At 67.9% G+C, this 22,878-nt stretch carries 19 protein-coding genes; 4 read left to right on the top strand and 15 right to left on the bottom strand.

The genetic code is table 11. The features are described from left to right. Positions 1-281: 281 nt before the first annotated feature. The 7 genes from BM150_RS07605 to BM150_RS07575 all read right to left on the bottom strand — a co-directional run bounded on the left by BM150_RS07605 (position 282) and on the right by BM150_RS07575 (position 9,249). On the bottom strand, positions 282-1,727 hold the full coding sequence (locus BM150_RS07605) for a catalase (protein ID WP_092925464.1): 1,446 nt from the start codon (positions 1,725-1,727) through the stop codon (positions 282-284). 39 nt (positions 1,728-1,766) lie between these two features. Beyond that, entirely contained in the window at positions 1,767-2,219 is a 453-nt protein-coding gene (locus tag BM150_RS07600; protein WP_092925462.1) for a Fur family transcriptional regulator, read from the bottom strand. 542 nt (positions 2,220-2,761) lie between these two features. Beyond that, positions 2,762-4,171: a GntP family permease gene (locus BM150_RS07595; RefSeq protein WP_092925460.1), complete on the bottom strand. Its 1,410-nt coding sequence runs from the start codon at positions 4,169-4,171 to the stop codon at positions 2,762-2,764. Positions 4,172-4,532: 361 nt separating this feature from the next. Then, a complete protein-coding gene (locus BM150_RS07590) occupies positions 4,533-6,026 on the bottom strand; it encodes a gluconokinase (protein ID WP_092925458.1) in 1,494 nt (497 codons plus the stop codon). 178 nt (positions 6,027-6,204) lie between these two features. Further along, positions 6,205-6,783, bottom strand: coding sequence for a Uma2 family endonuclease (locus BM150_RS07585; protein WP_092925456.1), 579 nt, complete (start codon positions 6,781-6,783; stop codon positions 6,205-6,207). Between the two features lie 123 nt (positions 6,784-6,906). Further along, the gene (locus BM150_RS07580; protein ID WP_092925454.1) at positions 6,907-7,983 is read right to left on the bottom strand and encodes an aspartate-semialdehyde dehydrogenase; all 1,077 of its coding nucleotides are present in this window, start codon (positions 7,981-7,983) and stop codon (positions 6,907-6,909) included. After that, on the bottom strand, positions 7,984-9,249 hold the full coding sequence (locus BM150_RS07575) for an aspartate kinase (RefSeq protein ID WP_092925452.1): 1,266 nt from the start codon (positions 9,247-9,249) through the stop codon (positions 7,984-7,986). Between the two features lie 490 nt (positions 9,250-9,739). On the opposite strand from BM150_RS07575, the gene BM150_RS07570 reads away from it, so the two are divergent. The 3 genes from BM150_RS07570 to BM150_RS07555 all read left to right on the top strand — a co-directional run bounded on the left by BM150_RS07570 (position 9,740) and on the right by BM150_RS07555 (position 13,091). After that, a complete protein-coding gene (locus BM150_RS07570) occupies positions 9,740-10,828 on the top strand; it encodes a hypothetical protein (protein WP_092925450.1) in 1,089 nt (362 codons plus the stop codon). 512 nt (positions 10,829-11,340) lie between these two features. Beyond that, entirely contained in the window at positions 11,341-11,928 is a 588-nt protein-coding gene (locus tag BM150_RS07560) for a nitroreductase family protein (protein ID WP_092925446.1), read from the top strand. 197 nt (positions 11,929-12,125) lie between these two features. Then, on the top strand, positions 12,126-13,091 hold the full coding sequence (locus tag BM150_RS07555) for a LysR family transcriptional regulator (protein WP_092925444.1): 966 nt from the start codon (positions 12,126-12,128) through the stop codon (positions 13,089-13,091). A 75-nt stretch (positions 13,092-13,166) separates the two neighbouring features. Here the strand turns inward: BM150_RS07555 and BM150_RS07550 are convergent, their stop codons facing one another. Then, a complete protein-coding gene (locus BM150_RS07550; RefSeq protein WP_092925442.1) occupies positions 13,167-13,547 on the bottom strand; it encodes a hypothetical protein in 381 nt (126 codons plus the stop codon). 156 nt (positions 13,548-13,703) lie between these two features. Continuing rightward, a complete protein-coding gene (locus BM150_RS07545; protein ID WP_092925440.1) occupies positions 13,704-13,991 on the bottom strand; it encodes a hypothetical protein in 288 nt (95 codons plus the stop codon). A 354-nt stretch (positions 13,992-14,345) separates the two neighbouring features. Between BM150_RS07545 and leuA the strand changes: the two genes are divergently transcribed. Then, a complete protein-coding gene (gene leuA, locus BM150_RS07540; RefSeq protein ID WP_092925438.1) occupies positions 14,346-16,175 on the top strand; it encodes a 2-isopropylmalate synthase in 1,830 nt (609 codons plus the stop codon). Positions 16,176-16,274: 99 nt separating this feature from the next. Here the strand turns inward: leuA and BM150_RS07535 are convergent, their stop codons facing one another. From BM150_RS07535 to BM150_RS07510, 6 genes are all read right to left on the bottom strand, one after another. Further along, positions 16,275-16,493, bottom strand: coding sequence for a hypothetical protein (locus BM150_RS07535; protein ID WP_092925436.1), 219 nt, complete (start codon positions 16,491-16,493; stop codon positions 16,275-16,277). A gap of 436 nt (positions 16,494-16,929) precedes the next feature. Continuing rightward, positions 16,930-18,021 carry an ABC transporter ATP-binding protein gene (locus tag BM150_RS07530; RefSeq protein ID WP_092925435.1) on the bottom strand — a complete coding sequence of 364 codons (1,092 nt, stop codon included), beginning with the start codon at positions 18,019-18,021 and terminating at the stop codon, positions 16,930-16,932. Then, a complete protein-coding gene (locus BM150_RS07525) occupies positions 18,014-19,009 on the bottom strand; it encodes an ABC transporter ATP-binding protein (RefSeq protein WP_092925704.1) in 996 nt (331 codons plus the stop codon). Before BM150_RS07525 ends, BM150_RS07530 begins: the two co-directional genes overlap by 8 nt. A gap of 8 nt (positions 19,010-19,017) precedes the next feature. Continuing rightward, complete coding sequence (locus BM150_RS07520) at positions 19,018-19,953, bottom strand: ABC transporter permease (RefSeq protein ID WP_175496725.1); 936 nt, start codon at positions 19,951-19,953, stop codon at positions 19,018-19,020. Between the two features lie 67 nt (positions 19,954-20,020). Then, positions 20,021-21,031: an ABC transporter permease gene (locus BM150_RS07515; protein WP_092925433.1), complete on the bottom strand. Its 1,011-nt coding sequence runs from the start codon at positions 21,029-21,031 to the stop codon at positions 20,021-20,023. Between the two features lie 49 nt (positions 21,032-21,080). Beyond that, a complete protein-coding gene (locus BM150_RS07510; RefSeq protein WP_092925431.1) occupies positions 21,081-22,766 on the bottom strand; it encodes an ABC transporter substrate-binding protein in 1,686 nt (561 codons plus the stop codon). Between the last annotated feature and the right edge of the window lie 112 nt (positions 22,767-22,878).

The following is a 22,878-nucleotide window of genomic DNA, read 5'->3' as shown; positions in this document are numbered from 1 at the left end:
TTCGTGTTCGTTCTCACATTTTCCGGAGAAGTTGGGACGCCCTGGGAGTCGCGCTCGACAACCGTACGATCACTCCGCATCGAGCGACAATCTACCCCAAACGCGGTCCGCGCCAGGGCCGCATCCGAGAGATCCCAGCGCGCCAACGGTTTCCAGACGAGAATCGGGCCCGGCGACGCGGTGGTCGCCGGGCCCGATTCGGTGGTGGTGGCCGCGGTCAGCGGTCGGGGTGGACGTCGCCCGGCGGACGGGCGACCGTCACCGGACTGCCGAGGAGCAGCTCAGCCCTGGACCTTCTCGGCGATCTTGTCGCCGGTGTCCTTGTCCACGTTGCGCCAGTACTGCAGCGCACGCTCGAGGATCGGCTGGCTGACGCCCTTGGACAGGTGGCCCGCCACGTTGTTCACGAAGCGCTGCCGCTCCTCGTCGCTGAAGACCTCGCGGACCATGGTCCCGGCCTGGCCGAAGTCGTCGTCCTCGGAGTGCAGCTGGTACGCCGAGCGGATGACCTCCTGCTCGATTCCGCTGGCGGTGTCCTCGCTGCCGTTGCGGGTGTCGGCGTGCGGGCCGCCGTAGGAGTTCGGCGCGTACACCGGGTCCTGCCCGTAGCCGAACCGCATCGGGCCGTCCTTGGAGTAGGAGTTCACCTCCGAGACCGGACGGTTGACCGGCAGCTCCATGTAGTTCGGGCCGATCCGGTACCGGTGGGCGTCCGGGTAGGCGAACGACCGGCCCTGCAGCATCTTGTCCGGGGAAAGCCCGATGCCCGGCACCGTGTTCGCCGGCTCGAAGGCGGACTGCTCGATCTGCGCGAAGTAGTTGTCCGGGTTGCGATCGAGCACGAACCGGCCGACCTTGATCAGCGGGTAGTCGCCGTGCGGCCACACCTTGGTGAGGTCGAACGGGTTGAACCGGTAGTCCGCGGCCTCCTCGTACGGCATGACCTGCACGTACAGCGTCCAGCTCGGGTTGTTGCCCGACTTGATGCTGGTCCACAGGTCACGGATGTGGGCGTCACCGTCCTCACCGGCCAGCCGGTCGGCCTCCTCCTGGGTGAGGAAGTCGTGACCCTGGTCGGTCTTGAAGTGGTACTTGACCCAGAACTTCTCGCCCCTGGCGTTCTCCCACAGGTAGGTGTGCGAACCGTAGAGGTTCATGTTCCGCCAGGTCTTCGGGATGCCCCGGTCGCCCATCAGCCAGGTCACCTGGTGTGCCGACTCGGGGCACTGGCTCCAGAAGTCCCACTGCATGTCGTGGTCACGCAGGTGGTTGTCGGCCCGGCGCTTCTGGGAGTGGATGAAGTCCGGGAACTTGATGGCGTCCCTGATGAAGAACACCGGGGTGTTGTTGCCGACGAGGTCGTAGTTGCCCTCGGAGGTGTAGAACTTGATCGCGGTACCGCGCGGGTCACGCCAGGTGTCGGGGGACCCCAGCTCGCCCGCGACCGAGGAGAACCGGATCAGGGTCTCGGTCTTCACGCCCGGCTGGAACAGCGCGGCCTTGGTGTACTGGCTGACGTCCTCGGTGGTCTCGAAGAAACCGAAGGCGCCGCCGCCCTTGGCGTGCACCACGCGCTCGGGCACCCGCTCGCGGTTGAACTGAGCGTTCTTCTCGATCAGGTAGTGGTCCTGCAGCAGCGTGGGACCGTTGGTGCCCGCCGTCAGCGAGTGGTCATCGCTTGCCACCGGGATACCGGCGTTGGTCGTCGTGGGCCGTGGCGAACTCACGAGCGTCCCTCCTTGTGTGGTGATTTCGATGTCCGTCGACTAATCGGTCGCGGACGCGCAGTCGGGGCACAGACCCCAGAAGACGATCTCCGCCTCGTCGATGCTGTAACCAGCCGTCGACGACGGGACCAGGCACGGAGCCGAACCGTGGACGCAGTCCACGTCCTCGGCGCGGCCGCATGCCCGACACACCAGATGATGATGGTTGTCGGCGGTACGGCATTCGAACCTGGCCGGATGCCCGGCGGGTTCGATCCTGCGTAACAGCCCGGCCGAAGTACACGCGTGCAGCACGTCGTAGACGGCTTGGGTGGAAACTGAGCCGAGAGTCCGCCGTACGGCACCCGCCACCTGGTCCGCGGTGGAGTGCGGATTGTCGGACAGCCAACCGAGCACGGCCACACGCGGGCCCGTCGCGCGCAGCCCCGCGGCGCGCAGCCGTTCCCGCGTACTGTCCGCCGCCTGACCGCCGGATGTCGTACTGGATGTCATAGCAACGTCAGTATGCCACGCACAGATTGGAATAAGTCAAGAAAACATTCGAAGAACGACCACCGATCGTGCGAAAACCGTGACGGACGCGACATCCGCCACGGTTCACGAGGCACCGGGGCAGGGCCGGTGTCGGTGCTGTGCCCGGTTTCGGCGCTGTGCCTGGTTTCGGCGCTTCCTCGGGGCCGGGCGCTCGCCCTTGGTCCCGGCTCCCCGGTGGTGGGGGCCTACCCCCCGATCGGGCGGCCTCGATTTCTCGCGAAATTGACACCCCGGTACGGCGGTCCGGCCTGGGGTGGCCGTCAATTTCTCGCGAAATCGCCGCGCCGCTTCGACGCAGGGCGAACTCCGACCACCCTCGCGAGCCGCACTCCGACCACGCACGCGGTCGGCACCACGGCGGGTTCTCCCGTGCGGCTCTCGCTGCGGGGAGGCCCGACATCGGGTAGTTACTACACGACGTCGGGCCTCCCCGCAGCGAGAGCCGCACGCGAGGTTCCGCCAAGCAACCACCCGAGCAAACCGGGTCACCACACTCACCATCAGAGGAAGATGGAGAGTGTCCACGCGATCAGGAACCCGACCACACCGATCAGCGTCTCCATCACCGTCCACGTCTTGAGCGTGGTCGGCACGTCCATGCCGAGCAGCCTGCCGACCAGCCAGAAGCCGGAGTCGTTGACGTGCGAGAGCACGGTCGCGCCCGAGGCGATGGCGATGACGATCAGGCACAGGTCTATGGAGGTCAGCCCGGAAGCGGCCGAGACCGCGGGAGCGATGAAGCCCGCGGAGGTGGTCAGCGCGACGGTCGCGGAGCCCTGCGCCACACGCATCACCACGGCGATGAGGAAGGCGGCGACGATCAGCGGGATCCCCGCGCTGTTGAGTCCTTCGGCCAACGCGTTACCGACCCCGGCCTTGGCGAGCACCGCACCGAACATGCCGCCTGCGCCCGTGATGAGGATGACCGCGGCGATAGTCGAGAGGCTGGCGGTGAGCTCGTTCTCGATCTCCTTGCCGCGCATACCGCGCTTGAGGCCGAGCACGACCGAGGCCACCAGCACCGCCACTGCCAGGGCGACCGGGCTCTGTCCGATGAGGATGGCGGCCTGCACCACCTGCGACCCGGAGTCGACCACGTCCTCGGAGACCAGCGTGTTCAGACCGGTGCGCAGGAAGATCAGCACCAGCGGCAGCAGCAGGAGGCCGATGACGGCCCCCATGCTCGGCCTCGGCCTGTCCGGAGCGGTGTCCTGCCCCGAGGCGGTGGAGTTCTCCGGGACGGGCAGGAAGACCCGGCTGCCGTTCCAGAGCCCGAACGCGTAACCGGAGATGAGCCAGGTCGGGATGCCGACCACGAGCCCGATCAGCAGCAGCAGGCCGGTGTTGGCCCCGATGAGTCCGGCGGCCGAGACCGGACCGGGGTGCGGTGGGACGAAGGCGTGCATGACGGCGAAAGCACCGACCACCGGCAGCGCGTATCGCAGTACAGAGCCACCGAGCCTGCGGGCGACCGTGAACACGATGGGCAGGAAGATGACCACACCGGCGTCGAGGAAGATCGGGAACCCGAACAGCAGTGCGGCTATACCGAGCGCGAGCGGTGCCCGGCGCTCACCGAACCGACGTACCAGCGCTTCGGCCAGCACCGAGGCACCGCCGGATATCTCCAGCATCCGCCCGAGCATCGCGCCGAAGCCGACTATCAGGGCCACTTCGGCGAGCGTCCCCCCGAGACCGTCGTTGAGGGTGCTCATCACCTCGTCGAGCGGTATGCCCAACACCAGCGCTGTCGCGATGCTGACGGCCAGCAGCGCGATCATCGGCTGCAACTTGAGGAAGACGATCAGCAACAGCAAAACCGCGACAGCGCCCGCGGCCACGGTCAGCGTGAGCCCCGGCCCCAGTGCGGAGTGGGCGACGGGCTCGGCCGCCGCGATTACTCCTCGCAAGAATCTGCCCCTTTGTCGATACCGGGCATCACCCGAACGGATGCCGAACGGGCAGAATCCTCACAAGGCGAATGCCCCGACCGCTAGTGCTCTGTATCGCTTCAGTCATACTTTTTTTCAATGGCGTTCACATTGTTGACACAAAGCTCTGACAGCTGATAACAGCACGTATTCGATCAAGGGAGCTGTTCGCTCAGCGGCCACTGGCGCGACTCGCACGGCTGAGCACCGAACACGCGAACTTCCCCGCGCTGAACAGCGAAACGCTCCGCCGGAGCTCCCCGGTGGGGACTCCGGCGGAGCGCTCACGAAAAACTGTTCGAGCTCTACCGAGTGAACAAAGTCCTACGATCCGGTAGTTCTACGAGTCGATCGGGGTCAGATCGGCTATCGCACGGTGCAACAGCTCCAGCCCGGGACGCTGGGCACGCATCATTCGGGCCGCTTCGGGAGCGGGCGGAACGGTTCGGGCGGGTCGTATCAGATCGGCGGCCTCGTCCAGCGAGTCCAGCTCACCCAACGCGCGCCAGGCCAGCAGCACCGCACCCACCGCCGAACCACCGCTTTCCTCCGCCAATTCCAGCTCGATACCGAGTGCCGCCGCTATCGCCTCGGCCCAGATCCGGCTGCGGAAACCGCCGCCGGTGGCGCGCACGGCGTGCACCCGCGCGCCGGTGTCGACCACGGCGTCCCGAACGAGCGCGAGCTGCTGGGCGACTCCCTCCACCAGGGCGCGGGTCATCTCGGCGCGCCCGTGGATACGCCGCAACCCGACCAGCGATCCGGTCAGTCCGGGTTCCCACCAGGGAGCCCGTTCACCCATCAGGTAGGGCAACGCGACCAGGCCGCGCGCTCCGGTCGGCACCTCGGATGCCTCGTCGAGCAGCCGCGCCACCTCCGTGTCGAACGACTCGGCAGCCCACTGGCCGACCACCGCCCCGTTGCTGACGGCACCACCCGCCACCCACAGACCATCGGCCAGGTAGTAGCAGAACGTGCGGCAGCGCTCGTCCACGCCGGGTTCGTCGCGCACCACGCGCAACGCCCCGCTGGTGCCGAGTGAGAGGCCGGCGACTCCGGTGTTGATCGCGCCGACCCCGAGATTGCCCAGCGGGCCGTCGCCCGCACCGAGCACCACGGGAAGCCCTTCGGGCAGCCCCGTGTCACGTGCCACCCGCGCTCCCAGCGGGAACGCGTCGGTCGGCGCGGCGATGCGGGGAAGCTGCGTCACCTCGACCCCGGCCGTGCGCAACGCGGAGTCGTGCCAGTCCAGCGTCGCCATGTCCTGCAGCCCGGTTCCCGAGGCCAGCGACTGATCGGTGACGAACTCCTCGGTGAACGCGGTGAAGACGAAATCCTTCAGCGCGCACCAGTAAGCCACTCCTTCGGTCAGGTCGCGACGCTGCGTGGTCAGCCAGGCCAGTTTGACCATCACCGACTGCGGGTGCACCGGTGTTCCGGTGGCGCGGTGCAACTCGGCCGCCGTGGACCACTCACCGCGGAACTTCTCCGCGATGTCGGCACAACGACTGTCGGCCCAGTTGAACGCGGGAGTGACGGGATCACCCGCGGTATCCAGGCCGACCAGGGTGTGCATCGCCGTGCTGAACGAGAGCGCGCGCACAGGGCGTCCCGCCTCGCGCACCCGGGCCACGCACTCGGCCAGTGCCGCGATCGCGGAATCACGTACTGCCGTGGCGTCCTGGACGGCCTCACCCGGCTGCTCGGTGCGCATCTCGTTCGCACGTTCGGCGTGATGCAGCACCGTGCCGTCGCGGTCGGCGGCGACGACCTTGGTGGTCGTCGTACCGAGATCGAGGCCGAGGACGACCGCATCCTTCTCGGCTGCGCTCATACCCCCAACCTATCCGCACGAACGAGTTGGTTCCGACGAGCGAGACACACGGCACAACGACGACGGAGCGGATTCGATTCCGGCACGCGGCTGTCGGGGTGAGCACCCGTTCGGAGGAACGGCCGGTGGCGACCCCGCGTGAATCTCGCGCGAAATCGCCACTCGCAGGGTCGGTCGGCTACTCGATACCCGCGCCGCCCCGCCGCACGAGGGACTCCAGCTCCACCTCGAACTCGAACGGCTCCCCGGTTCGGAACACACCACCCTCGGTGAAGTGCGATTTGTAACCACCGTCGTGCAGCCGGTTCTCGGCGATGGTGACCGGCTCGTCGAGATCGAGCACCCAGTAGCCGGGTATACCGGCCTTGGCGTACTCGTGACGCTTGACCACCCGATCGGTCTGCGACGAGCCGGGGGAGATCACCTCGACGGCGAGCAGGAGGTCCTGGGCGTACAACCGATTCGGGTTCTCGTCGATCCGGGCGGCGGTGGCCACGACCACGTCCGGGACCCGAACCACCGGGGGCCAGGAGGAGACGATCACCACTTCCACGTCCGGTATCGCCTCCCACTCCAGAGGTAGCTGCCGATCGAGCACCGAGGTGAGGCGCTTGACGACGCGCTGATGGATACCGGCGGCCTTGGGAGTCACGTGGAGGACGCCCTCCTGGAGCTCGTAACGACGCGAATCGTCTTCCGGCAACCGCTCGAACTCTTCCAGGCTCAGCAGGTGATCGGGCCAGGACATCGCGGTCATGCCTCCAGTGTCGACATCTACCGACCGGCTCAATACCCCTGTGGCGGGACTACCATCCGTTCGGGTGGCGACCTCGCGTGAATCTCGCGCGAAATCGCCACCGCCCGGCTCAGTGTGAAGCGGTCACGCCTTGGACGCCAGCGTCTCGGCGATCTCGTAGGTGTTCAGGGCAGCACCCTTGCGCAGGTTGTCCCCGCAGACGAAGAAGTCCAGCGTGTTCGGGAAGTCGACGGCCTGGCGCACGCGCCCCACGTAGGTCGGCTCGCCCCCCACGACACCGGCGGGAGTCGGGAAGTCCGGCCCGTCGGGGTCGTCCTGGAGCACCACCGAGGACGCCCGCTCGAAAACCCGGTGCGCGTCCGACACGCCGACCTCGCGATCGAACGTGGCGTGCACCGCCAACGAGTGCGTGGTCACCACCGGCACCCGGACGCAGGTCGCCGAGACCTTCAGCTCCGGGATCCCGAGGATCTTGCGCGACTCGTTGCGGACCTTGAGCTCCTCCGAGGTCCAGCCGTCCTCCTTGCGGGAGCCGCACCACGGCACGACGTTCAACGCCAGCGGAGCCTTGAACGGCGTCTCCTCGGAGAGACCGGCCGCCACCAGCGCCTCGGCCACGTCACCGGCACGGTCCCCGAGCTGCTTGCCCGCGACGGCGTCGATCTCGGCACGCAGCCGGTCGATGGCGTCCTGACCGGAGCCCGAGGCGGCCTGGTACGAGGAGACCACCAGCTCGCGCAGCCCGAACTCGCGGTTCAGCTCCCCGAGGGCGGCCATCATGGACAGTGTCGTGCAGTTGGGGTTGGCGATGATCCCCTTCGGTCGCTCGTTCACCTCGTGCGCGTTGACCTCCGGAACCACCAGCGGCACCTCGGGGTCCATCCGAAAGGCCCCCGAGTTGTCGACCGCGACCGCACCCCGTTCGACGGCCACCGGAGCCCAGGCCGCGGACAGCTCGTCGGGCACGTCGAACATCGCGATGTCCACGCCGTCGAACGCCTCCGGGGAGAGCGCGACCACGGTGTGCTCGACACCCCGGACGTCGATCTTCTTACCGGCGGAACGCGGCGAGGCGATCAGCCGCACCTCGCCCCACGGCACGGTCTCGCGCGAGTTCATGATCTCGATCATGACCGAGCCCACCGCGCCGGTGGCTCCCACGATCGCGACAGTGGGTGCCTGGAAACGTCCGGAACTCATTCAGCGACCACTCCCCGCATAGACAACGGCCTCTTCATCTCCGCCCAGTTCGAAGGCGGCGTGCAGCGCGCTCACCGCGTCGTCGAGCTGCGCGTCCCGGACCAGCACCGAAATGCGGATCTCGGAAGTATTGATGATCTCGATGTTCACGCCCGCCTCGGCCAGCGCCTCGCAGAAGGAGGCGGTCACCCCGGGGTGCGAACGCATACCCGCACCGACCAGCGATACCTTGCCGACGTCGTCGTCGTAGACGACCTCCTGGAAGCCGAGCTCGTCCCTGATCTTCTCCAGCTCGGCGACGGCCACGGCACCGTTGCTCTTGGCCACGGTGAAGGTGAGGTCGGTGAGGCCGGAAGCCACACCCGAGACGTTCTGCAGCACCATGTCGATGTCGATCTCGGCATCGGCGACGGCGCGGAAGATCCTCCCCGCCACGCCGCGAGTGTCCGGAACACCGCGCACGGTGACCTTCGCTTCCGACCGGTCGTGCGCCACGCCGGTGATCATGGCCTGTTCCATGGGGAGGTCCTCCACTGATCCGGACACGATCGTTCCGGGGTTGGCCGAGTAGGACGAGCGGACGTGCAGCGGCACACCGTACCTGCGCGCGTACTCCACCGCGCGCAGATGCAGCACCTTGGCACCGGTGGCCGCGAGTTCGAGCATTTCCTCGTAGGTGACGCGGTCGAGGTGTTCGGCGTCGCCCGCGATCCGGGGGTCGGCGGTGTAGACGCCGTCCACGTCGGTGTAGATCTCGCAGACATCGGCGTGCATCGCCGCCGCCACCGCGACGGCCGTGGTGTCCGAACCGCCGCGCCCCAGCGTGGTGATGTCCTTGCTGTCCTGGCTGACCCCCTGGAATCCCGCGACCATCACGATCCGGCCCTCGTCCAGGGCCTGCCGAACCCGATCGGGGGTGACGTCCATGATCCGGGCGTTCTGGTGTGCCGAAGTGGTGATGACCCCGGCCTGCGAACCGGAGAACGAACGAGCCTGCTCGCCGAGAGATTCGATCGCCATGGCCACGAGCGCGTTGGAGATGCGCTCACCCGCGGTGAGCAGCATGTCGAGCTCCCGCTCCGGGGGAGCAGGGTTGACCTGGTTGGCCAGATCCAGCAACTCGTCGGTGGTGTCCCCCATCGCGGAGCACACCACGACGACATCGTTGCCCGCCTTACGGGTCTCCACGATGCGCTCGGCGACCCGTTTGATTCGATCGGCACTCTCGAGCGAGGAACCGCCGTACTTCTGGACGACGAGTGCCACCTGAACAAACCTCCTCGAGCCGCGCGGACGCCCCGGGTGCGAGAGGCCCCGCACTGACACCGGGTGGACGGCCGGGCAGCCGGCAGCGTGACGCCGTCCGCGTCCCCGGGCAGTGATCACTCGATCGTGCCGTGTGTTAGGGATCCGAACACCTCGCCGCGCCCCGAGGTCCGAAGAACTGGTCACGAACCTTCGTCGGGTGCCTTCACCAGGCCGTTCCGCTGCCTGCCCAGCCTACAGAACCAGCCCCCCGCGGCCCGATAGCCGTTTGGCGTGACTAGCCTGGCTACGACGCGGCACCCGCGCCGATCCAGGCTCGACGAAGAAGGTGCACCACTTGTCCGCGACCGACGAAACGATCGGGACAGTGCCGCGGGGAAGCAGTGAATTTTCCGCCGCGCGAAGAGTGAAAGATCTCGTTCGCATTCGCCCACGAGCGCTCGTGGGCGGCGACGAAGGCCCTTCTCCGGCACGAATAGCCGGGCCTGCTGTGGTATATGTCATAGTCAGGCTGGTCGGATTGCTGGTGCTGGGCGTGTTGTCCGGGATTCACGACCGGTCGCCGAGCGAGCACCTCTTCTCCTGGGACTCGGACTGGTACCTGCGGATCGCCGAGAGCGGGTACGCCCCCACCGGGCAGCGGATACTCAACGGCAGCGGCGAAGCCGACCCCCAATCCGTGCTGGCGTTCTTCCCCGGCTTCCCGATGCTCACCCGCGGAGTGGCGTTCCTGCCCGGTGTCGACCCGCCCACCGCGGCGATGCTGGTGAACCTCGCGGCGGGACTCGCGTGCGCCTACGGGCTGGCCAGGCTGGGGCGAATCGTGAGCGGCTCGCAACGGACCGGTCTGGTGCTGGTCGCGCTGTTCGCGGCAGCCCCGATGTCGATCGTGCTGTCCATGCCCTACAGCGAGTCGCTGTTCTGCGCGCTGGCGGTCTGGACGCTGCTGGGAGTACTGGAACGGCGGTGGATCCAAGTCGGCGTGGCCTGCGCCCTGGCCGGGACGGTGCGGCACACGGGGGCGGCGCTGATCGCGGTGGTGATGCTGGCCGCCGTCGTGGCGCTGCTGTACCGACGCGAGGGCAACCGCCCGCTGGTCGCGTTGCTGGCGGCTCCGTGCGGGCTGCTCGGTTACCTGGGTTGGGTGGGCCTGCGCACCGGCGAGTTCGACGGCTACTTCGAAGTGCGGCAGGACGGCTGGTCCTCCTCGCCCGACGGCGGGATCGCCACCGCGCGCTTCATAGGAAAGGCCCTGTCCACCGACGAGTCGACGTTCGTGACCTTCGCCGCGTGGATCCTGCTGGGCGCGGTGGCGCTGCTGATCTGCTGTCTGGATCGGCGGATCGCCTGGCCGTTGGGCTTGTACGCGCTGCTGACAGTGGTGTTCGTGCTGGGGACCGACGGGCTGATGTTCGCCAAACCACGGGCGTTGCTGCCCGCCTTCCCGTTGCTGCTCCCGCTGGCCATGGGACTCGCGGCGCGGCGTCGACCGGTGATGCTCGCCGGGGTGGGGATCTTCGTGTGCTTCGGGAGTTGGTTCAGCGCGTACGCACTCACCGTCTGGCCCTACGCGTTTTAGCTATTGCCGGCACTTCGGTAGTGGGCCGGTTAGCCGGTGCGTGAGTCGGCGCCTTGCCGCGTTGGGCCGGCTCTTGAGTAGCGACCTACGCGGCGAGCGGCCCTGCCTTGCAATGCATCCGACTCACGCACCGGGGACTCGTGCGCTGCTTACCCGGATAGTCGCTTCGTTATCGACAGTGCCGGGTAGCGACCTACACAACGTCTGCGGCTTCCTCGCGAGAGCCGCACGGGAGAACCCGCGGCGGTGCCGATCGCGAGGGTGGCCGGAGTGCGGCATCGCGGTGCCAAGGGCGCGGCGATTTCGCGAGAAATCGACGGCCACCCGGGCCGGACCGCCTCACGCACCGGGTCCCTCGCCCAGCGGCGCGGCGATTTCGCGAGAAATCGACGCCGCTCCGAAGCCGGGACGGAACCACTCGACATCTCGTGAGCGGGTGCCCGACGTCGGGTAGCGACGAGTTCGGGAGAATCGAGGGCGGTACGTGAGCGCCGAGAGGCCACGGAGGAACCTTGAAACCCGCCGACTCGTCAGTCCCGCTCCACCCGCTGCTGGCCGAGCGATGGAGCCCGCGCGCACTGGATCCCGAGGTCGAACTGACCGACAAGCAGTTCACCGCACTGTTCGAAGCCGCACGCTGGGCCCCGTCCTGGGGCAACACGCAACCCGCCCGCTACATCGCGGGCCGTCGAGGGGAGTCGACCTTCGACAAACTGCGCGGCACGCTCTCCAGGGGCAATCACGGTTGGGCCGGTAACGCGTCGGCCCTCGTTCTCGGCGTGACCAAACTGACCAACGACGACGGCGAGACGCTTCCCTACGGGGAGTACGGTCTCGGGCTCGCCACCGAGAACCTGGTGCTGCAGGCGGTCGGCGAGGGACTGGTGGCGCACCAGATGGCCGGGTTCGACCGGGACGCCGCCCGGGAGGCGTTCGGTATTCCCGCCGATTACGAACCGATGGTCGTGATAGCCGTCGGCGCCCCCGGCGACGCCGAACAGCTGCCCGAGCGACTCCGCGAGAAGGAGTCAGCACCCCGCAGTCGCATCCCGCTCACCGAGTTCGTGTTCAGCGACTCGTGGCAGGAACCAACTTTCTGATCGGTCTCCGATCGGTGCCGCGCACTCGCGGTACCGATCGGCCCGCCGCCGGTCGAAACCGCTGTTCCCACCGGACGCGCCGGAGCGCACCGGCACCGGACTCCACTTTCGAGGCATGACACCGCATCCCAAATCGTGGTACGCCTGTCCCCGAAAGGCGTTAGTAATTCCTCCGATCGCGCAATAGTCTCTGCGCCATGTTCCACCACTCGGGTAGCGATTCGTCCCGGCGGCTCGACGTGACCCGGAAACCGGGCGATGCGCCGCTCGAGCTGTCCCAGCTGCGGACGTTCCTGGCCGTCCACCGGGCCGGGTCACTCACGGCGGCGGCCAGGGCGCTGGGACTGTCGCAGTCCACAGTGACCACCCGGATCCGGGCGCTGGAACAGCAGCTCGGCACGCCCCTGTTCGAACGACTGCCACGGGGTGTCGCCTCGACCACCGCGGCAGCGGAGCTGGCCTCAGAAGTGGCCGGTCCGCTCGACGAACTGGCCTCGGTGGCCGAACCGGACCGGAACGAACCGCCCGCACCGATCGAACCGGTGCACGTGGCGGGTCCCGCCGAACTGCTGAGTGTTCGAGTGCTGCCCTCATTGGCACCGGTGCTGGGGAGCGGAGTCCGGATCAGGGCCACCTTCGGCCTGGCCGAGGACCTGTTGGGCGGCCTGCGCAGCGGCAGGTTCGACCTGGTGCTCTCGGTCGCCCGTCCCCGGGGGAGGGCCGTCAACGCGGTCCCGCTGGCGGACGAGGAGCTGGTACTGGTCTGCGCACCGGCGATCGCGGCACACGTCGACCGCACGCGGCTGCGGGGCGGCGACCCCACGCCACTGCACGGCATTCCCCTGGTCGCCTACGCGGAGGACCTGGCCCTCACGCGGCACTACTGGCGCCACGTCTTCGGCACCCGGCCCACCGAGCGGGCCGGGATCGTCGTACCCGATCTGCGGGCGATGCTCGCGACGGTTGCGGCCGGGACAGGACTCACGGTGCTGCCCCGCTACCTGTGCGAGTCCGAACTCTCCGCCGGGGAGTTGGTGGATCTCCCGGAACCGACGGCTCCTCCCGTCAACACCCTGTTTCTCGCCCAGCGGGCGGACGCGACGGAGAACCACCACGTGACGTTGGTGCGGCAGGAACTGCTCCGGGTGGCAGGATCCTGGTGAGCGGCCCGGACTCCCGTTCGGGAACGCACTACTCCCCGAACGTCGCCGTGGATCCCGCGAGGAATCACCCGCGGCTCAGCGGGAGGCTCCCAGCGCGCGCAGCAGGCGCACCACAAGTACCGAGACGAGCAACCAGCAGATCGCCGCGATGCCGTAGTTGAGCAGCACTTCGAGCTTCGGTTGCTCGGGTTTGAGGAACAGGTCGCGGAATCCGAACGCCAAGGCCCGCGCCCATTCCGCCACGAAACGCGTCAGCGCGTTCTCCGGGTTGGCGCCCCCGACCGTCAGCACCACGTGCGCGGTCAGCAGCGCGGCCGCCAACGAGCAGCCCCAGCGCACCACGGTGGCGAGCGAACCGCACGTGCGAGACCACAACCGCGCGAAGTCGAAGGACTTCCGGCGACGGTGCCCACTGGTCGCGGAGGTGCGCGTCGGATCCGCCACGTCTTCGGACATGACGGCAGTGTGACACGAAACACGATCAAATTACCAGCGGGTAGCCGAACATCGGCGCGACGGAACGCGGGAGGCCACGCACCCGACCTCCGCTTCCGAAAAGCCGGTTCCCCACCGCTTTTCCGGCGTTCGCCCACGGCTCCCGCACCCTGGTTCTCACCCGAAGATCCGCCCCAGCAGACCTCCCGCCAGCATCCAGAACATCGCGGCCAGCCCGTAGTCCAGTAACACCTGCAGCACGTGACTCGGCGCGTCGATCAGTCCAGGGAAGAACAACGCGAGCGGTTCGGCGGCGCGCGCGACCGATTGCGCGAGCTGCCCATCCGCTTGGAAGTCGAACAACACGAACACGGTGTGGGCGATCAGCACCACGGCGAGCAGGAAACCGATCCCCTGCAGCAGGGTCGCCAGGGCCGACCCGGAACTGGTCTTCTTCGCAGCCATGGCACCAGCCTGCCGCATCGGAACAGCCGGCCCGCGATCAGTTCAGCGAGATTCCCCGGATCGGCTGCCGTGCTCGGCCCGTCGCGGCACCGTTCGCGGACCGGGCGAGGCTCCCGCCCGAATCGGGCCACCGGGAACGCGGAGCGACGATCCGGCGGCAGGGCAACGTGGTGTCCAGCATTCGGAACAGGCGGTTGCGTTCTGGACACCGGGTGCGGTTAGGCTGTCCTCGTGACTTTCAGCCTCCTGCTTTGCCGCCGCGACGGGGTCAGTTAGACCGGCCCCTCGTCGCGGAGGTAAAGCGTGCCGGTCGATGAGTTCCCGAACCGAGCACGAGCAGGAGAGTCCAGCAGGATGAGTAACGGTTCCGCTTCCGATTCCCGTTCCAACACGGACGACGTCCCCGCGGCGGGCTCCGGACCGCGTCGCCCCTCGCGTCCCGCTCCGCCCGACCAGAAGCCCTGGAATCCGCAGCGCGGCAGCTCGATGGCGTTCCACCGTTACCGGCCGTTCGACGAGCTGGTGGAGAACGTGTCGCTGCCGGACCGCACCTGGCCGGACCAGCGCATCACCCGAGCGCCGCTGTGGTCCGCGGTCGACCTGCGGGACGGCAACCAGGCGCTGATCGACCCGATGTCACCCGCGCGCAAACGCCGGATGTTCGACCTGCTGATCGGGATGGGCTTCAAGGAGCTCGAAGTCGGTTTCCCCGCCGCCAGTCAGACGGACTTCGACTTCGTACGGGAGATCATCGAGGACGGGGCGATCCCGGAGGACGTACGCATCCAGGTGCTGACCCAGGCGCGCCCGGACCTGATCGAGCGCACCTTCAAGGCGCTGGAGGGTGTGCACTCCGCGATCATCCACCTGTACAACTCCACCTCGATCCTGCAGCGGCGCGTGGTCTTCGGCGAGGAGCGCCTGGGAATCAGCAAGATCGCCACGCAGGGCGCGGAGCTGGTGCGCGAGTACGCGGCCAAGTACCCGGACACCGACTTCCGGTTCCAGTACTCCCCCGAGTCGTTCACGGGCACCGAACTCTCCTACGCCGCCGAGGTCTGCGACGCGGTCACCGAGATCTGGCAGCCCACACCGGAACGCCCGGTCATCCTCAATCTGCCCGCCACCGTCGAGATGGCGACCCCGAACCTCTACGCCGACTCGATCGAGTGGATGCACCGCAATCTGTCCAGGCGTGATTCGGTGATCCTCTCGCTGCACCCGCACAACGACCGGGGCAGCGCCATCGCCGCCGCCGAGCTCGGGTACCAGGCGGGAGCCGACCGCGTCGAGGGCTGCCTGTTCGGCAACGGCGAGCGCACCGGCAACGTGGATCTGGTGGCGCTGGGGATGAACCTGTTCAGCCAGGGGGTCGACCCACAGCTGGATCTGTCCGACATCGACTACATCAAGCGCACCGTGGAGCACTGCAACCAGCTGCCGGTTCCCGAACGGCAGCCGTGGGGCGGGGAGCTGGTCTACACGGCCTTCTCCGGGAGCCACCAGGACGCGATCAACAAGGGGCTGCGGGCGCACCGCGAGGCCGCGGAACGCGCCGGGGTCGCCGAGAGCGAGTACCCCTGGGAAGTCCCGTACCTGCCGATCGACCCGAAGGACGTGGGACGCAGCTACGAGGCGGTGATCCGGGTCAACTCGCAGTCCGGCAAGGGCGGCGTGGCCTACGTGATGACGACCGAGTACCAGCTCGACCTGCCCCGCAAGATGCAGATCGAGCTGTCCAAGCTGATCCAGCAGCGCACCGACTCGGACGGCGGCGAGGTGGAGCCGAAAGAGATATGGCGCGTGTTCGCCGACGAGTACCTGGACTCGACCGCACCACTGGAACTGGTGCGGCAACGCCTCAGCGGTGAGGCCGGTGCCGAGACCATCGATGCCACCGTTCGGGTGGAGGGCACCGAACACGAGATCAGCGGTTCCGGCAACGGTCCCATCGCCGCGTTCGTCGACGCGCTGAGCACCGTGGGCTACCACGTGCGCGTGCTCGACTACCACGAGCACGCGATGACGGCCGGGGACGACGCCAAGGCCGCCGCCTACCTGGAGTGCTCGGTGGACGGCGAGACCGACGGCCCGACCGTGCTGTGGGGTGCCGCCATCGACACCTCCACCGTCACCGCGTCGCTGCGCGCGGTGGTGTCGGCGGTGAACCGGGCGAACCGCTGAGCGGACCGTCCCGTTCAGGAGGTCGGGGTGCTCGGTCGGCGGGACGTTCCGCCGACTCGCACTCCGGCCGTCCGGCTCGGCGATCCGGTGGAAGGTGGCTCACTGCCCGGTCGAGGTGCCCAGCAGCTTGGCGAACTCACCGGCTTCGTCCGGTGTGAACACCAGGGTCTCGCCCGGTGGCAGCACCAGGGCGACCCGGTCACCGAGCACCAGCACCTTCACCTCCCCGGCGGCGTCGTCGTCTTCGGAGTCCAGGCACGGCACGCTCCAACTCAACCGCTCCGGATCGAGCCGGTCGCTTTCCGAGAGCTCGGACACCACACACCTCCGTTCGGGTCGATCGGCACCAGCACAGTCAATCCGGTACGAGACGTCCGAGCAACGTACGTCATCCCAACGGGGACATGATCGATACCGTTCCGATCCCGAACCCCCACCACGAAGGGGTGGTCCGGCCCGGGTAGGTGTCAATTTCTCGCGAAATCGCCGGGCCAGTGCGGCAGCGCGGCCCCGGCCTCCGTCGATTTCTCGCGAAATCGCCGCGCCATCGACGCAGGGCCGAGCTCCCACCACGCCCGCAGGGGGAACTCCCACCACTCACGCGGTCGGCACCGCCGCGGGTTCTCCGGTGCGGCTCTCGCGAGGAAGGCCCGACGTCGTGTAGGTCGCCACCCGATGTCGGGCCTCCCCGCAGCGAGAGCCGTGCGAGAGGTTCCGCCACAGCACCAGCTACGAGAACCGAGCCGAGATACCCCTACTCTCCCGAGTTCGGGGTGATGATTCCGTCGCGGATTTCCTCGGCGTAGTGACAGGCCACCCGGTGCCCACCTCCGACGTCGCGCAGCTCGGGGCGTTCGGAGTCGCAGCGCGTGGGCTGCCGCCACGGGCACCTGGTGTGGAACCGGCACCCGGTGGGCGGCGAGGCGGGTGACGGCAGGTCCCCGGACAGCAGTATCCGCTCCCGCCGATCCTCGACCTCCGGTTCCGGAACGGGCACCGCGGAGAGCAGCGCCCTGGTGTAGGGGTGCAGCGGTTGTTCGTACAGCACGTCCGAGTCGGACTCCTCGACCAGACCCCCCAGGTACATCACCCCGATACGCCGTGCCACGTGCCGCACCACGGCGAGATCGTGCGCGATCACCAGGTAGGTGAGGCCGAACTCCTCCTGCAGGTCCTCCAGCAGGTTCAGCACCTGGGCCTGCACCGAGACGTCCAGCGCGGAGACCGGCTCGTCCGCGACCACGAGGTCCGGGCGCACGGCCAGCGCCCGGGCGATACCGATGCGCTGCCGCTGACCGCCCGAGAACTCGTGCGGGTACTTGCGCAGCGCCGAGGACGGCAGCCCGACGGATGAGAGCAGCTCGCGCAGTTCGCGTTCGGTGCTCTCCCCTCCCTTGTCGAGTCCGTGCGCCCGCATCCCCTCCACGAGCAGCGATTCGACGGACTGCCTCGGGTCCAGCGAGGACAGCGTGTCCTGGAAGACCATCTGCATTCGCCGCCGCATCCGCCGCAGCGGTTCACCCGACATCCCGGCCATGTCCGTACCGTCGAAGCGGATCGAACCGCCGGTGGGCCGTTCCAGCCGGAGCACCGCCTTGCCCAGGGTGGACTTGCCGCAACCGGACTCCCCCACCAGTCCGTAGGTCTCGCCGCGACCGACGCGCAGCGATACCCCGTCCACCGCGTAGACGTGGCCCACGGTGCGATCCAGCACGATTCCCCGCTTGATCGGGAAGTGCACCCGCAGGTCGTCGATCTCCAGCAGGGAGTCCGCCGCCGGGTCCGACGGGTCCGTACCGACGGGCGAGGTCTCGGAACCCGTGATGGTGCGGCTCGAATCAGTCATGGGCACGCTCCAGTTCCGCGGCACCGATCGGGTTGTGGCAGCGCAGCAGCCTGCCCTGCTCGATGGTTTCGAGTTCGGGCGCGCGTTCGCCGCACACCGCGAGGGCGTTGCCGCAGCGCGGGCTGAAGGCGCATCCCCCTTCCCAGGGAATGTTGTCGGCCACCGACCCCTCGATCGGAGCCAGTCGCTGCCCTCGCGGGGAGTCCAGCCGCGGCACCGAGGCCATCAACCCGGCGGTGTAGGGGTGCCGCGGCCGGGAGAACAGCTCGTGCCGCTGGGCGCGTTCCACGATCCGCCCGGCGTAGAGCACGTTGACCTCGTCGCACATCCCCGCGACCACTCCCAGGTCGTGGGTGATCATGATCAACGCTGTCCCGGTCTCGGCGACGAGCTCCTTGAGCAGGGTCAGGATCTGCGCCTGGATGGTCACGTCGAGGGCGGTGGTGGGCTCGTCGGCTATCAGCAGCCTCGGTTCGCAGGCCAGCGCCATGGCTATCAGGGCGCGCTGCCGCATTCCGCCGGAGAGCTGGTGCGAGTACTCCTTGAGCCTGCGGTCCGGGTCCGGGATGCCGACCCGGTCCAGCAGCCTAGCGGCCTCGCGGGACGCGTCGCGGCGCGAGAGCCCGCGGTGGCGTTCGATGACCTCGGAAACCTGCAGCCCGATGGGCACCACGGGATTGAGTGAGGTCAGCGGATCCTGGAAGACCATGCCGAGGTCCTTGCCCCTGCGCCGGTCGAACTCCCGCTGGGAGAGCCGCAGCAGTTCGCTGCCTTCCAGGTTCACCGAGCCGGACACCTCGGTTCCGCGCCCGGGGAGCAGTCCCATGATCGCGAGCGAGGTGACGGACTTGCCGCATCCGGACTCGCCAACGAGCCCCACGGTGCTTCCGGGGTGCACGTCGAACGAGACGCCGTCCACCGCCGAGACCGTCGGTTCGCTCTTGCGGACGAACCGCACGGACAGGTCGCGCACTTCCAGCAATGCCATGTCGCCGTTCACCGCCGCTTCTTCGGGTCGAGGGCGTCCCGCATCGACTCACCGACGAGCGTGAAACCGAGCGCGACGACGATGATGCAGCCGGCGGGCCAGAAGGCCAGGTGCGGGTGGGTGTCGAAGAAGTTCTGCGCCGAGCCGAGCATCTGCCCCCATTCGGGTGTCGAGGTATCGGCCGCTCCCAGGCCGAGGAAGGACAGCGCCGCGGCGTCGATGATGGCCACCGCGAGCATCAGCGTGGCCTGCACGATCACCGGGCCGAGCGCGTTGGGAAGCATGTGTCGGAAGACGATGGAGCGCTGGCGCACCCCCAGCGCGCGGGCGGCCAGCACGTGATCGCTCGCCCGCTGGGCGAGCATGGTGCCGCGCAGCAGCCTGCCGAATATCGGTATCTGCACCGTCGCGACCGCGATGATCACGGTGAACTGGGACTGCTGCTGGAACAGCGCTCCGATGGAGACGGCCAGCAGCAGCGAGGGCACCGAGAGCATCACGTCGACCACGCGCATCACCAGGGTGTCGACCCAGCCGCCGAAGGCGCCCGCCAGGATGCCCAGGGTCAGGCCGCCGCCCAGGCCGATCACCGTGGCCAGCAGCGCGACCAGCAGTGTCTGCTGTGAGCCGAGCAGCACCCGGGACAGCAGCGGCCGCCCGTACTGGTCGCCACCCAGCGGGAAGCCGGGCTGTGGGGCGGGTATTCGGTTGTCCGCGCGGGAGACCTGCTCCTCCAGCAGCCGCAGGGCGGGATCGTGTTGCGCCAGTATCGGCGACACCAGGGCGAGCAGCACGAAGGCGCAGATGATCCCCGCGCCCACGAGAAACGTCGGGCTGCGACGCAACCGTCGCCATGCCGAGGCCGCCAGGCTGACACCCGCGGTGGTGTCCCCACCGGACTCGGCCAGCCCGTCGATGCGCTCCTTGCGTTGTGTACCCAGCACTGTGCGCGACCTCTCACTGATACTTTCCGTCGTGTTGGCAGGCCCGGTGGCGAGCACCACGCTTCGATCAGCGTGTCCGGAGTCTCGGGTCGATCGCCGCGTAGGCGAGGTCGACGAGCAGGTTGACCAGCACGTAGACCATCGCGGTGGCCAGGATCACCACTTGCAGCACGGCGTAGTCCTGCCGTTGGAAACCCAGCGAGAGTGCCTGTCCGATCCCGGGAATGTTGAAGACCTGCTCGGTCAGCACCGCACCGGAGAGCAGCGCGCCGGTCTGCAACCCGATGGTGGTGACCACGGGGAGCATCGCGTTGCGCAGGATGTGCCTGCCGCGCACCACCATCGCCCCGAGCCCCTTGGAGCGGGCGGTGCGCACGTAGTCCTCCTCGACCACGTCGAGCACCGATGCCCGGGTGAGCCGGAAGATCACCGCGAACGGGATCGTGGACAGCGCGACCGCGGGCAGCAGCAGGTGGACCAGGGCGTTCCACGCCGCGTCCCACTCCGTGGTGAGCAGCCCGTCGAGGACGAAGAAGCCGGTGGCGTGGGTGGCGTCGATTCCGGCCGCCTGTCTTCCCGAGGCGGGCAGTACGCCGAACTCTATGGCGAAGACGTACTTGAGCAGGAAGGCGAGGAAGAACACCGGCACAGCCACGCCGATCAGCGACCAGGTGATGCTGAGGTTGTCCAGCCAGCCGCCCTGCCTGCGGGCCGCGAAGTAGCCCAGCGGGATGCCCACGGCGACCGCGAGCAGCAGCGCCAGCACCGAGAGTTCGAGCGTGGCAGGCATGCGCTGCAGGAACACCTCCATGGCCGGGGTGCCCGGCTGCACCCCGGTGGAGACGCCGAAATCGCCCGTGATCGCCCGCTGCACGAACTTCCAGTACTGCACGTACAGCGGTTGGTCGAGCCCGAGCTGCTGTACCAGTCGGGCTCGGGACTCCTCGGTGGCACGCTCACCGAGGAGTGCGGAGACCGGGCCACCCGGCAGCGCCCGCAGCCATCCGAACAGCAGGACCGACAGCACGACCGTGACGATCAACAGCTGGCCGAGTCGCCGGACCGTGTAACGAAGCAAACCGGGATCCTTACGTTCTCGACGGAAAAACCTGGGCGCTGCCCTGGAACTACTTCTCGATGCTCACCGAGGCGAACTCCTCGGCGGTCAGCGGCGAGGTGACCAGTCCCTCGACGTGCGGGGCGGTCACGATCGCGGGCGGCGAGTGCGACAGCGGCACGGCGGGCAGGTACTTCGACTTCAGGTCGCGGTTGATCTCGGTGTACATCCGCTCCCGCTTGGTCGGATCCGGTTCCTTGTCCGCGGCGTCCAACCGGTTGGCCAGCTTCTCGCCCCAGGGTGCGGGCTTGGTGTAGAACTGGTTCTCCGTCGAGCCGAAGAAGGTGCCGATGAAGTTGTCCGGGGAGTTGTAGTCACCGGTCCAGCCGAGCAGGAAGACCTCGGCGTCGCCCTTGTTCACGTCGGAGATGTAACCGCCGTTCCAGGGTTTGCTGACCGGCTTGACGGTGATGCCGGCCTTGCGCATGTCCCCGGCCAGCGAGTTGAAGATGCCGCGCGGGTCGGGCATGTAGGGCCGCGTCACCTGGGTGGGCCACCAGAATTCGATGGTGAGGTCGGAGTGTCCCGCCTCGTTCAGGAGTCGCTTGGCCTTCTCCGGGTCGTAGGAGTACTTCGCCACGTCCTCGGTGTATCCGTCCACGCTGGACGGGTAGAACAGGTTGGCGACCTCGGCGCCGTCCGGCAGGTTGGCGTTGACCAGGTTCTCGCGGTTGACCGCGTAGGCCAGCGCCTTGCGGACCTTCAGCTTGCGCAGCGCCGGGTTCTTCTTCTGCGACATGCCCAGGTACAGCACGTTGAACGGCTCGCGGACCTGCACGTTGAAGTCCTGCTGCCGCAGCGAGTCCAGGTCGGCCGGGTTCGGGAAGTCGTAGCCGTCGATCCCGCCGGAGAGCAGCTCCTGCTTGCGAACCGACTCGTCGGAGATCACCTTGAAGATGAGCCGATCGAGCTTGGCCTTGTCACCCCAGTAGTCGTCGTTGCGACGCAACACCACGGACTGGTTGTTCTGGTCGTAGGAGTCGAACTGGAACGGCCCCGTACCGGTGGGGTGTTTCCTGGCGTACTCGGAGTACTCGAAACCGGACCCCTTGGCCACGACCTTGTCGGCCTCGTACTTCTCCATCGCCGTGGGCGACTGCATGCTGAACGAGTCCAGCCCGAGCGCGGCGGGGAACTTGGAGGTCGCGCGGGTCAGGTTGATCACCGCGGTGGTGGGGTCCTGCGCCTCGCAGGAGGAGAACAGCGAGGGCTCGTCGTCACCGGCGAATCCACCGAAGGTCTCGATCCAGTAGTACGACAGCGCGGAGCTCTGCCCGGTGCCGGTCTGGTTGTACCAGCGTTCGAAGTTGGCGCAGACGGCCTCGGCGTTGAAGTCGGTGCCGTCGTGGAACTTCACGCCCTCGCGGAGCTGGAAGGTCCACTTCGTACCGTCCTCCGAGGACTTCCAGTCGGTGGCCAGTTCGGGCTCGACCTTGACTCCCCCCGCCTCGAACCCGACGAGCCCCTCCATCATCTGTCGGGTGACCCGGAAGGTCTCGCCGTCGGAGGCGTAGAACGGGTCGAACAGGGCCGGAGCTCCCGGCGCTCCGAAAACCATGGTCTGCCCGCTGTCCTCACCGCGCTGCGACTGCACGCACGCGGACAGGGACGTGGCAAGCACGGCGGTCAGCCCGACCGTCACAAGCCTGCGCCCCACTCTCGATAACCGGAACCCCGGCCCGGCGGCTGCACCCATCACTCACCTCGGCAACTCACGTCTCGCAAAGTGAGAGAGACGGTAACCCGAGGAATGTATCCGGATCAGGGTCACAGGATTACGATTCGGCTACAACGTTCGGCCTAACATT

The organism is Actinopolyspora alba, from assembly GCF_900112765.1.
GTDB lineage: Bacteria > Actinomycetota > Actinomycetes > Mycobacteriales > Pseudonocardiaceae > Actinopolyspora > Actinopolyspora alba.
The sequence above is the reverse complement of the archived record's forward strand: the minus strand, read 5'-3'. Positions and strand labels throughout refer to the sequence as shown.